This window comes from Bacillus sp. FSL W8-0519 (assembly GCF_038005585.1).
In the GTDB taxonomy this organism is placed as follows: domain Bacteria; phylum Bacillota; class Bacilli; order Bacillales; family Bacillaceae_G; genus Bacillus_A; species Bacillus_A paranthracis.
On record NZ_JBBOTL010000001.1, the window covers coordinates 1,872,227 to 1,883,970 of the forward strand.

The 11,744-nt window shown below is 34.0% G+C and carries 10 protein-coding genes and 1 riboswitch; of the genes, 8 read left to right on the forward strand and 2 right to left on the reverse strand.

Annotation, left to right across the window (positions count from 1 at the left end):
- Positions 1-197: 197 nt before the first annotated feature.
- Both NST14_RS09715 and NST14_RS09720 read left to right on the forward strand, forming a co-directional pair.
- Positions 198-1,445 carry a DUF4153 domain-containing protein gene (locus NST14_RS09715; protein WP_001024717.1) on the forward strand — a complete coding sequence of 416 codons (1,248 nt, stop codon included), beginning with the start codon at positions 198-200 and terminating at the stop codon, positions 1,443-1,445.
- Between the two features lie 133 nt (positions 1,446-1,578).
- A riboswitch (SAM riboswitch) is annotated at positions 1,579-1,684 on the forward strand.
- 107 nt (positions 1,685-1,791) lie between these two features.
- The gene (locus tag NST14_RS09720) at positions 1,792-3,021 is read left to right on the forward strand and encodes an MFS transporter (RefSeq protein ID WP_000389107.1); all 1,230 of its coding nucleotides are present in this window, start codon (positions 1,792-1,794) and stop codon (positions 3,019-3,021) included.
- Positions 3,022-3,076: 55 nt separating this feature from the next.
- On the opposite strand, the gene NST14_RS09725 is transcribed toward NST14_RS09720, so the two are convergent.
- Positions 3,077-4,042: an arsenic resistance protein gene (locus NST14_RS09725; protein WP_000103770.1), complete on the reverse strand. Its 966-nt coding sequence runs from the start codon at positions 4,040-4,042 to the stop codon at positions 3,077-3,079.
- 294 nt (positions 4,043-4,336) lie between these two features.
- Between NST14_RS09725 and NST14_RS09730 the strand changes: the two genes are divergently transcribed.
- From NST14_RS09730 to NST14_RS09750, 5 genes are all read left to right on the forward strand, one after another.
- The gene (locus NST14_RS09730; RefSeq protein WP_000522508.1) at positions 4,337-5,029 is read left to right on the forward strand and encodes an FMN-dependent NADH-azoreductase; all 693 of its coding nucleotides are present in this window, start codon (positions 4,337-4,339) and stop codon (positions 5,027-5,029) included.
- 239 nt (positions 5,030-5,268) lie between these two features.
- The gene (gene brnQ, locus NST14_RS09735; RefSeq protein ID WP_000182720.1) at positions 5,269-6,627 is read left to right on the forward strand and encodes a branched-chain amino acid transport system II carrier protein; all 1,359 of its coding nucleotides are present in this window, start codon (positions 5,269-5,271) and stop codon (positions 6,625-6,627) included.
- A gap of 83 nt (positions 6,628-6,710) precedes the next feature.
- The gene (locus NST14_RS09740) at positions 6,711-7,130 is read left to right on the forward strand and encodes a VOC family protein (RefSeq protein ID WP_000750841.1); all 420 of its coding nucleotides are present in this window, start codon (positions 6,711-6,713) and stop codon (positions 7,128-7,130) included.
- Between the two features lie 329 nt (positions 7,131-7,459).
- Positions 7,460-9,109 carry a copper resistance CopC/CopD family protein gene (locus NST14_RS09745; RefSeq protein WP_113732775.1) on the forward strand — a complete coding sequence of 550 codons (1,650 nt, stop codon included), beginning with the start codon at positions 7,460-7,462 and terminating at the stop codon, positions 9,107-9,109.
- Between the two features lie 89 nt (positions 9,110-9,198).
- A complete protein-coding gene (locus tag NST14_RS09750; RefSeq protein ID WP_000821410.1) occupies positions 9,199-9,819 on the forward strand; it encodes a YcnI family copper-binding membrane protein in 621 nt (206 codons plus the stop codon).
- Between the two features lie 52 nt (positions 9,820-9,871).
- On the opposite strand, the gene NST14_RS09755 is transcribed toward NST14_RS09750, so the two are convergent.
- Positions 9,872-10,777 carry a DMT family transporter gene (locus tag NST14_RS09755; RefSeq protein WP_000192793.1) on the reverse strand — a complete coding sequence of 302 codons (906 nt, stop codon included), beginning with the start codon at positions 10,775-10,777 and terminating at the stop codon, positions 9,872-9,874.
- Positions 10,778-10,874: 97 nt separating this feature from the next.
- On the opposite strand from NST14_RS09755, the gene NST14_RS09760 reads away from it, so the two are divergent.
- Positions 10,875-11,744 carry a LysR family transcriptional regulator gene (locus NST14_RS09760; protein WP_061536834.1) on the forward strand — a complete coding sequence of 290 codons (870 nt, stop codon included), beginning with the start codon at positions 10,875-10,877 and terminating at the stop codon, positions 11,742-11,744.

Sequence of the window (11,744 nt, forward strand, 5' to 3'; positions counted from 1 at the left end):
AAAGAGCATGACATAAAACTGTCATGCTCTTTTGTTTTTCTTTTATATAAAATTTAACGATAAAAAAAAATCTTTAAATAATAATTTTTTATTGTAAAACGATAAAACTTGTATTAAAATCAAAATCATAATAAATGAGTGAGGTGCTTTTGTTAAAAGGTAACAACCTTATTTTTAAAATTAGAGGAGGTATAACTATGAACATTAACAATTTGATTGTTAAAAATATGGATAACCCCCATGAGTTGGAGAAGATGTATAGAAAAGATCCGAAAGCTTTTAAAAAAGCATTCTCACAAGCATGGGACCAAAACCCTGATTCTCAAGTTCTAGGTGCTTGGTATGAAAGGTTGCATTTCAAGGAGAAAGTAAATAAAGAAAAAACATCTTTGTTTCAAAAAGGTTTCTTATTCATGGGCCTTTTAGCTATTCTGGCCGGCATAAGCACCAGGATCATTTTCCACTTTGTAGAGCAGGAAGCAATTGCTCCAATTAACCTAGCTTTTGGTGTAATTCCCTTTATCGCTGCTTATTTTGTTTACAATAATACCCCGAAAAAAAGTATTATTTATTTCCTTGCAGCGTTGTTCCTAATTGCCGGGTTGTATCTTAATATGTTGCCATTAAATTATAAAGACAGCAGTATCCTTGCGTATTTACATCTTCCTATATTGTTATGGGTCTTATTGGGACTTGCATTTACAGGAAATGAATATTCAAAAGGTAATACAAGATTAGCTTATATTAAATTTAATTTAGAATATGGTCTTCTCTACGCGAGCATGGCAGTGAGTGGAATGATACTAGCAGTATTCACCATGCGATTATTTAGTTTTGTTGACTTGGATATAGGAGAGTTCTATTTTAGTAATGTTGTTTTATTTGGAGCTGCCGCTCTCGCTGTAGTGGCTGCATACTTAGTATCATTGAATCTTAAACTTGCTAAAAATATTACACCATACATATCTAAAATTTTTAGTCCACTTGTCTTGATTACGTTGCTAATCTATCTTATAACGGTTATATGGGTCGGGAAAAATCCTTTCTTGGACCGCAATTTCTTAATGGCCTTCAACGGAATACTCCTTGGCGTGTTGGCCGTTACCATATTTTCTATCGTTGAGAGTGATTCGGATGAGAAAAAGAACATTTCAGATTATATAAATTTTGCCTTAATTGTTCTGGCGCTTATTATTGACACTGTCGCTTTATCAGCCATTGTATTCAGACTTTCTTCTTACGGGATTACACCTAATAGACTTGCTGTTTTAGGGGTAAACATACTGATCTGGGCAAATTTAATTTGGATTATGTTTTCCTATATGCGTTTCTTGCAAAGCAAATCAGGACCGACAGCTATCCAAGATGCCGTTACGAAGTATTTACCAATTTACGGACTTTGGGCAGCTTTCGTTATATTTACGTTTCCTATCATTTTTAATTAGAAAGGTCTTGTTAACGTAACGACAAAATTGTTAAAAGAAGATGATAGATGTCATCTTCTTTTAACTGTATAAAAAAACATATTGAAATTATTTTGATGTAAAATATAATGAATTTAGATAATTAAATAAAAACTTCTTATTAAGAGAGGTGGAGGGACTGGCCCTTCGAAGCCTCAGCAACCTTATGTGATATAAAGGTGCTAAATCCTGTAGGATCTAAAATTCCTAATAGATAAGATGCGGTTATAAGTAAACCTTCTTCTTATTTTGAAGAAGGTTTTTTCTCATTTAAATAGAGGTTTTGAAAGGTGGTGAGGAAGAATTAAAGAAAATATACAAGAGGAAAATGGAGGATGCAGTGAATAATGAAATTGAGGATTTAAAAGAGAATAGCACAAGTATTTGGAGCAATAAAATTTTTTCGTATTTTTTCTTAGCAAGTTGCATTTCTTTAATAGGTAATTCTATGGTTACGCTCGTTTTACCGTTATGGGTAATGAAATTAACGAACTCTCCATTACTTGTTTCTGGAGTAAACGTTGCAATTGCGACGACGGCGATTTTATTTGCACCTGTAACAGGAACGTTAGCAGATCGAATGTCAAGAAGAAAGCTTATGATAATTGCGGATGTTATGAGATGTATCGTCATGATTTTAATTGCAGTTATAGCATTTTATAATAAAATGCTATACATTCCGTTACTAATTTTACTTATAATACGCTCAATTGGGAGTGCTTTATTTACTCCGGCTTCAAATGCAGCATTAGTAACATATGTGGAAGAAAAGCATGTTCAACAGGCGATTACGCTGAGGCAAATATCAATACAAACCATATCGGTAGCCATTCCTTTAATGGCTAGCCTTTTAATTAGTATTTTTAATTTTCATGGAGTATTTTTGTTAGATGCAATTACATTTTTTATATCATTTTTAATTTTAATGAAAATTAAATTTCCACGTGAATTAAAAGTAGAAAAGAAAAAGCCTTTTTACGAAGACTTTAAAGAGGGTTTCTCCATATTTAATAGTAATCAATCATTGAAAACATTGCTTATGAGCGCTGCGCTTATTAATTTACTTGGAGCGGCGTGTATGCTTTCGCTACAAGTAATAGTTGTTAGAGAAATGGACCTTTCTACGGGATGGTATAGTATAGTTTTTGCGGCATCACCGATAGGGATTTTAATAGGAGCATTTATTACGAAAAAGATTCGTACATATAAAACGATTACGACTGCTTTTATATTTACAGCTATTATGGGGGTTTTTAATGCTGCAATGGGTACGACGTTAAATCCGGTATTATTTTCAGTTTATTATTTTCTGTCAGGAATTGCATTTGGGGTAAGTAATATATATTTTGGAGTGTTGTATAGAAAGTTAATTCCAAATGAAGTGCAAGGAAGATTTTTTGGTTTTTTAAATTCGTTATTATTAGTATCAACCCCGGTTGGAATTGCAATAACGGGATATTCCTTAGAGTTAATTTCAGCTTCTATTGTATTTATTATAATTGGTATTATTACGTTTCTAGTTTCGGTTATTTCATTTGTAATGATAAATAAGAAATAAGTGTTGTATGAGATTTTTCAAAAATAAAAAACGTCCTGCTATAGGACGTTTTTTATTATATATATTGCCGTCTTTTCTTAATAAGTAACAACACTTGTGAAACACAAGCAAGTACTGGCAGTTCAATTAACGGTCCAATAACGAGTGCAAGTGCAATAAGAGGCTCGTCAGGGAAAGCAGTCACAGCAATAGCAAGAGCAACAGGTGAGTTTCTTGCTAACGTTGTTAAATTTAGACTTACTGTATCTTTATAAGATAAACGCATAACGCGCCCGATAAATTGTCCTAGTACAAAATTAATGATGAAGAACAATAGAACAGGAATGAGTAATAATAAAACGACACTCATATTTTGTAGTAAATATTTACCTTGTGATGCAAACATCGCTACGATTGCTAAACTTAAAAATACAATTTGGGCAGAGCTGAAAAACGGAATGAGTTTATTCTCGAGCGTTTCAGCTTTTTTCAGTTTATTCATAATGAATTTTGTAGCGTGTGCAAGTAAAAATGGTAAGACGATTACGATAACAATACTTTCTACTAAAACAGAAACCGCTACAGTCTTCATAACACCAGCGAATAAAAATAAATAAATGGGAAGTAGTAGTACTTGCAAAATTAAATTTACTGGTAAAATCGCTGTAGAAAGTGCTACATTACCTTTTGCTATTTCAGTAAAGATTAAGTACCAATCTGTACATGGAGTAACCATTAGCATTATAAATCCAATCCACAGTGCTGGGTGATCTGAAAGAAATAGTGCTCCTAATCCCCAAGCGAGTAAAGGTGTCCATAAAAAGTTAATAGTAAGACTTGTTCCAGCAAATTTTAGATTGTGAAATCCGTTTTTTATTTCTTTTAATGGGATGCTGAGGAATAATCCATATAGCATGAAAAATAAGAAGGGGACAATAAATCGCTCTGAATACATATGTATGAAATTAAATTGCCCGAGTATGATGCCGCATGTAACAGCAAAAAGAATAATAAAAGTTTGAATCTTTTCTATCGTGCTCATGAATGAATCCTTTCTAAATATGAATTTTCCTCTCTAATTTTATTATACAAGTAATAAGGCTGTAATTTGGTGTTCAATTGTATTTTAGTAAATGTTTTTAATTTGAGATTTATTTTTTTATTAAAAGTTACTTGACTAAAGTAAGTGACTATATTACAATCACTTACATAAGGTAATTAAATAACAAAAAGTTTTAATTAACTTTCCTTAAGGTATCAATTGGAACTTTTTATTAGAATAAGAATTTTTATGATGATGAATAATGAATATGATAAGAAAGTTTAGGTGAAGAAAATGGGATTATTTAGCTCGTTATTTGGTAAAAAAGAAGAAAATCAAAAAGTAGAGGAGAATAAAACAATGTCAAAAGTATTATTTGTAAAAGCAAACGATCGCCCAGCGGAGCAAGCAGTTAGTTCAAAAATGTATGAAACATTTGTAAGTACTTATAAAGAAGCAAATCCGAATACAGAAATTACAGAGTTAGATTTATTTGCATTAGATCTTCCTTATTACGGAAATATTGCTATTTCAGGTGGATACAAACGTAGTCAAGGTATGGAATTAACAGCAGAAGAAGAGAAGGCAGTTGCTACAGTAGATCAATATTTAAATCAGTTTTTAGAAGCTGATAAAGTTGTATTTGCATTCCCATTATGGAACTTTACTGTACCAGCACCATTAATCACATATATTTCATATTTATCTCAAGCTGGAAAAACGTTTAAATATACAGCTAATGGTCCAGAAGGCTTAGCTGGTGGTAAAAAAGTAGTTGTGTTAGGTGCTCGTGGTTCAGATTACTCTTCAGAACAAATGGCTCCTATGGAAATGGCAGTTAATTACGTAACAACTGTACTTGGGTTCTGGGGAATTACAAATCCAGAAACTGTTGTAATTGAAGGACACAACCAATATCCAGATCGCTCACAACAAATTGTTGAAGAAGGTTTAGAGAACGTTAAGAAAGTAGCGGCGAAATTTTAATTAATTGATAGTAAAAATGGAAAAACCAACATGGATGACCATGTTGGTTTTTTAGTCTATTTCTATGTTAAAAAATGTATATTTATAAAATGAATGAAAAGTTCGAAAATAGTATTGCAAAATATTAAGTATCAAACTATAATGAGTTCAAGAATAGTTGATACTTAAGTTAAATATTCAGAAAATTCAATTAGTTAAAAATGGAAATGACATAGGTTATATTGAATGGAGGTTATATTATGACGAACAAAGTACCGTTTTCGTTCATAGTTGTTATTGGTTTAATGTTATTTGCACTATTTTTCGGGGCAGGAAATTTAATATTCCCAGCAATGCTTGGTCAATCGGCAGGAGAGAATGTATGGATTGCTAACGCTGGATTTTTAGTAACAGGTGTAGGTTTACCGTTGCTAGGGGTATTAGCATTTGGAATTTCAGGTAAAGAAGATTTACAATCGTTAGCAAGTCGTGTACATCCAGTGTTCGGCATTGTATTTACGACAGTTTTATATTTAGCGATTGGTCCACTATTCGCTATTCCGAGAACAGGCAGCGTTTCTTATGAAATTGGTATGAAGCCTTTTGTACCAGAAGCTATGGGTTCTTCAGCACTCATTCTTTTTACAATTATATTCTTTAGCATTACTTGTTTTTTTTCGCTAAATCCCGCGAAAATTGTCGATATTGTAGGAAAAATCTTAACGCCAATTAAATTAACGTTTATTGGGATTTTAGTAGTATTTGCTTTTATTCATCCAATGGGAGAAATGCAAGCACCTGCAGAGGCATATACATCACATGCGTTCTTTAAAGGATTCCAAGAAGGTTACTTAACAATGGATACGTTGGCATCATTCGTATTCGGTATTATCATCATCAATGCGATTAAAGAAAAGGGCGCAAAAACAAAAAAAGACATTATGATTGTTTGTGCAAAAGCAACATTGATTGCTGCATCTATTTTAGCAATGATCTATTCAGCACTTTCATTTATGGGAGCTTCAAGTGTTGCAAAACTTGGTCATTTAGATAATGGTGGTGCAGTATTAGCAAAAGTTTCAAACTATTATTTTGGGTCATACGGCGGAATTATATTAGGGATTATGGTTACAGCAGCATGTTTAACGACTAGTGTAGGACTTGTTTCAGCGTGTTCTTCATTCTTCCATAAACTATTCCCGAATGTTTCGTATAAAAAGATAGCAATCATCTTATCAGTGTTCAGTGCAGTTGTTGCGAACGTAGGTTTAACGCAATTAATTGCAATTTCTGTTCCTGTATTAATCGCGATTTATCCATTAGCAATCGTCTTAATTTTCCTAACGCTCCTTCATCCATTGTTTAAAGGACGAGCAGAGGTGTATCAAGGTAGCTTATTAATTACATTTATTGTAAGTGTGTTCGATGGATTGAATGCAGCTGGTATGAAGTTAGCAGTAGTAAATGATTTTCTTACTAAAATACTTCCAATGCATGAAGTTGGGTTAGGGTGGATTTTACCAGCACTTATTGGCGGATTGATCGGGTATGTCATTAGCATTGTGAAAGCAAAAAATCAAGTTCAACCAGCAGCTAATGTGGATAAGAAAATAGGTTAAATAAAAAAGTTATAGAACTTGTTTCTATAGCTTTTTTTGTTACTATTAATAATGAAAGAAAATAAAGTAGTAGGGGAAATAAAATGAAAAAAACAATTGATCATATCGGCATCGCAGTTCGAGATATAGATAGTACGATACGTTTTTATGAAAAAGTGTTGTCAGGAACTTTAATAGATCGTTACGTAAGTGAAGCGCCTGGTGTTGAAAGTGAAGTAGCCATTCTTGAAGTGGATGGAGATAGAATTGAATTGCTTGCGCCGACAAATAACACCACTTCACCAATTGCCCGATTTATAAAACAAAAAGGTAAAGGTGTTCATCATGTTGCATATCGAGTAGATGATTTAGATGTAGCTTTAGAGGAATTGAAAAAACAAGACATTCGAACGTTAGAGCATACGCTTCGAATGAATAAACACGGCAGAAGATTAATCTATCTTAACCCAGCGGATACAGAGGGAACAATTATAGAGTATTGTGATTATCCGGAAGAGAAGTAGAAGAAAGATATTTTTAAGAAGGTATTACGTAATAACGTAATACCTTTTTATTTATGCATTTCACACTTTCTTCACAAATGATTCACGATAACTTTTCCTCTTCAAGAACTTACATAAATATATTTTATGATATAATAACAATCGACTTTAAAAATATAAGTTGTATCTATCAAGGTAGTTACTATTGTATTGGAAGTTTAGAGGTGAGAGAGAAATAAATAGTTATACTGTATAGAAGATTATATTTAATCAGGTTAATATTTCGTCCAAGAATCCAACTCGGGAAGTAAAAATAATGAAAATATAGCGATGAGGAAGAAAGAAGTGAAATGAGTGTGAAAGTAATGAAAAGGTTAGGGACATTGTTATTTATTGTATGTGTGCTTATCGTATTGATACCGAAAAGTGCATCTGCTCATGCATACGTTGTGAAATCAAACCCTACTGAAAATGAAACATTGAAGAAAGCACCGTCTGTTGTGAAAATCGAGTTCGATGAGGACATACAAGTTTCAAGTTTTAATACATTGTACGTGAGAGATACATCAGGTAAAAGGGTCGATTTAAAAGATGCTCATATTGATAAAAATAATAAAAAGCTATTAGAAGCCGGATTAAAAGAGAATCTCAAAAACGGTCTCTATTCTATTCAGTGGAAAGTAATTTCAGCTGATGGACATCCAATTCAAGGAGTTATTCCATTCCGTATTGGATTAGCGGAAGCTGGAGCAGATGATATACAAGTAGAAGAGGTGGGATATGTTCCGCAAATTGATATGATCATGGAACGTGGAATTTTATATACAAGTTTCTCACTATTTATAGGAGTGCTATTCTTTAATCTTATTATGTATAAAGGGAATGCAACCTCGGTTCGATCAAGGAGTAAGAACATAATATGGATTTCTTTATTAGGGATATTTATTAGCTTGTTATTCAATCTACCACTACAAGCGAAAATAAATGCGGATGTTTCATGGCTAGAAGCATTCAATCCTTTACTATTAAAAGAAACATTACAGCTTTCTGTCTTTGGTTATATATGGATTACTCAAATGACTCTTATTAGTTCGCTTATAATCGTTACGTATTTTGCAATGAGGCGTGAGAAGCTGTCGTCGTTTCAAGTATGGAGCGTTCCAATAGTATTGTTTATTGGTCTACTTGTTATGAAAGCATGTAATAGTCACGCATATGGTTTAAAGTTTAAAGAAATTGCTGTTGTTATGGATTTTTTACATTTATTCGCAGCTTCATTATGGATTGGTGGTCTATCATCTATTATTCTTCTTTTACGTAAAGAGGATGATAAGTGGAGTATGTATTGGGATATGATTAAGCGTTTTTCACCGTGGGCAATATGTGCTGTCATTGTGATTTTCATAACAGGTCTTTTTAACAGTACATTTTTTATTCCAACAATCCACTCGTTATTTGATACGAAGTATGGATTAGCTTTATTAGCAAAGATACTTTTATTCATTTTCATGGGGATATTAGGAATTATTCATTATGTGAAAGGGAAAATGAGAGCGGAGCAAGGATTAGGTGCTACGGTGAAAGTAGAGTTTATCATTGGAATTATCATTTTCGTAATCGTAGCTTTTATGACAAACGTACAAACACCACAGATGCCTCCTACTGGACCTTTTACAGAGAGTAAACAATTGGATAATGGATATGAAATGACGCTAAATGTAAGTCCTAATAGAGTAGGACAAAATATATTCCATATTACTTTAAAGGATGAGAACGGACAACCTGTTACTAATATGGAACAAATCATATTAACAACTCAATCGTTAGATATGAATATGGGAAAGGGATCATTTAAAGTTTCGGCAGTTTCACCGGGAGAATATGAAGCAGAAGGTATGTATATTAACATGACAGGCAACTGGAATATACAAGTACATGGATTAACGAAATCGCTTGATAGCTTCGATACGGATTATAAATTTATTGTAGGTGGCAGATAAAGTGAAACTTTAAGCAGCCCTCATCAATTGGGCTGCCCGGCGAATAGCGGGATAAAGAGTAGGTATAGATAAAAAGGAGCTAATTGAAAATGAAACGCATAAAAAAATTAGGAACAACAATGATCGCAACAGTAATTGCAATGGGAATTTTTTCGTTACCTGTTAGTGCGCACGTCACTGTGAAGCCAGCAACTTCTGACATCGGCTCTTGGGAGACTTACACGATAAAAGTACCAGTTGAAAAGAATGTAGCAACAACAAAAGTTACACTGAAAATACCGTCTGGTGTGGAATTCCAACAGTATGAACCAGTGCCAGGGTGGAAAATGGAAGAGCAAAAAGATAGTGCCGGAAAAGTGAAAACTGTAGTATGGGAAGCAACAGGAGAAGGGATTTTACCTGGCCAATTCCAGCGGTTTACTTTCGTCGCTAAAAATCCGGATAAAGAACAAAAAATAGCTTGGGATGCATATCAACAATATAAAGACGGAGAAATTGTTGAATGGACAGGCGATGAGAAAGCTGAAAAACCGCATTCACTTACTACAATTGCAAAAGGTACGTCATTAACAGGAGAACATGGTGAAGTATCTAATGTAGAAAAGAATGAAGGTACTAGTAATATGCAATTGATAGCAATTGTTTTATCTATTTTGGCGATTGTATCTTCGGTAGGTACGTGTGTTTTTATGGTACGTCGTAAAAAATAAGTAATAACGATAAGAAGGAGCCTACAATCAGTAGGCTCCTTCTTATGTTAATTTACTTCACTTCAATCCGCTGCCCTACAGCAAGTGTTTTCGGCTTTATATTTACGAAACAAATACTCACTACAATAAATAATAGTCCGATAAATAAGCTAATAGTAATGGCCTCATGTAAGAAAATTGAACTTACAATAATAGCGATTAGAGGAATGAGAAATGTATAAGCCCCAACTTTACTTGCTTCACCAGCTCCAACGAGTGTGAAGTATGCAAGCCACCCCATTGCAATAACAAAGAATGAAATAAAGAGTAGTACACTAACAAACGGCATACTCCAAGCGATACTAGACCAACTTTCAAACTCTGATCCACATCCAATTAAGCAAAGTCCGCCAATAATAAGTTGCAGTGTTACCATCCAAATGGAATTAACGCGGTGCCCAGTCTTCTTAATAAATACGGTTCCAAGTGCCCAGCCAATAGCGCATCCTATCGCGAGAAGAATCCCGATAATAGAAATATGTCCAGTTAAACTGCTTGAGCTAATAACACCTACGCCAATAAATCCGAGTATAAGCCCGAAAATTTTTAAACCGTACATTGATTCTTCAAGCCATATCCACGAGAAAATACCAAGTAAAACGGGTTGTAGAAATACGATGGCGGAAAATAGACCAGCGGGCATATATTGAAGGCCGACAGTTTGTAATCCGTAAAATATAATGATATTAAGTAAAGAAGAAATAACGTATAAATGCCAAGTTTCTTTTAAGTGTAACTCTTTGTATTTCGGTAATGCGAACAGGAGTAAAATGAATCCTCCAATTAAAGTTCGAACGCCTGCAAATAAAACGGGTGGTGTATAATGCAGGGCAAACTTAGATAAAGGCCAATTGATTCCCCACATGAAAACGAGAAAGGTAAGGATGATGGCCGTCTTAGTTCGAGAAAGCTGTGTCACTGTAAGACCTCCTTGATGTTATTCATTTCACTATGATATGATATCGACTGTAATAAATAAAATGAATCTTTTTTATGAGGAGTATAAGCGATTAGTTATGACCATTACACAACTACAAGTATTAATAAAAACTGTTGAGTTAGGTAGTTTTACGAAGGCTGCTCGGGTGTTAAATATGACGCAGCCAGCAGTAAGTCATGCGATTTCAAGTATTGAGTCAGAGTTAGGAGTTACGATTCTTATACGTGATAAACGACAAGGATTACTCGTTACGGATGTAGGAAACAGAATTCTTGTACATATTAGAGAGATTTTGAACGGTGTAGAGAAGATTGAACAAGAAGTTGCGATGGAGAAAGGACACGAAGTGGGGACGATTCGAATTGGGAGTTTTCCGAGTGCTTCTGCACATTTCTTACCGAAAATGATAAACCATTTTAAGGAGAAGTATCCGAACTTAGAAGTCGTTCTTTGTGAAGGAACGATTAAAGAAGTTGAAGATTGGTTAGTATCGAGGGTTGTTGATATAGGGATTGTTATTTTACCTAATAAAGAGATGGAGATTGTTCCATTAACGAAGGGGAAAATGGTTGTTATTTTAAGAGAGGATCATCCTCTTTGCAAGAAGGATGCTATTACAATTCGTGATTTGGAGAATGAACCGATCATATTATGTAAGGGCGGATACGAACCACCCATTATCGATATGTTTAAACAAGCAAACGTACCACTTCGGGCTGAGTATGTAATTTCGACAGTTACGACAGCTTTAAATATGATTCAAGAAGGATTAGGCATTGCAATATTAGCTGAATTATCTTTAACGAATTTACCACAGAATGTGCAAACGAGAGAATTGGAACCGCAAGTATGGAGAGAAATTGCTTTAGCTGTTCCTTCATTAAAGGATTCTTCAATCGCTGTGCAGCTATTTATTGAAGAATTTCAGGCGCTATTTGCAGAATAA

Coding starts and splice junctions, on each gene's coding strand:
- NST14_RS09715 (WP_001024717.1), top strand. CDS start 198: ATGAACATTAACAATTTGATTGTTAAAAATATGGATAACCCCCATGAG.
- NST14_RS09720 (WP_000389107.1), top strand. CDS start 1,792: ATGGAGGATGCAGTGAATAATGAAATTGAGGATTTAAAAGAGAATAGC.
- NST14_RS09725 (WP_000103770.1), bottom strand. CDS start 4,042: ATGAGCACGATAGAAAAGATTCAAACTTTTATTATTCTTTTTGCTGTT.
- NST14_RS09730 (WP_000522508.1), top strand. CDS start 4,337: ATGGGATTATTTAGCTCGTTATTTGGTAAAAAAGAAGAAAATCAAAAA.
- brnQ (WP_000182720.1), top strand. CDS start 5,269: ATGACGAACAAAGTACCGTTTTCGTTCATAGTTGTTATTGGTTTAATG.
- NST14_RS09740 (WP_000750841.1), top strand. CDS start 6,711: ATGAAAAAAACAATTGATCATATCGGCATCGCAGTTCGAGATATAGAT.
- NST14_RS09745 (WP_113732775.1), top strand. CDS start 7,460: ATGAGTGTGAAAGTAATGAAAAGGTTAGGGACATTGTTATTTATTGTA.
- NST14_RS09750 (WP_000821410.1), top strand. CDS start 9,199: ATGAAACGCATAAAAAAATTAGGAACAACAATGATCGCAACAGTAATT.
- NST14_RS09760 (WP_061536834.1), top strand. CDS start 10,875: ATGACCATTACACAACTACAAGTATTAATAAAAACTGTTGAGTTAGGT.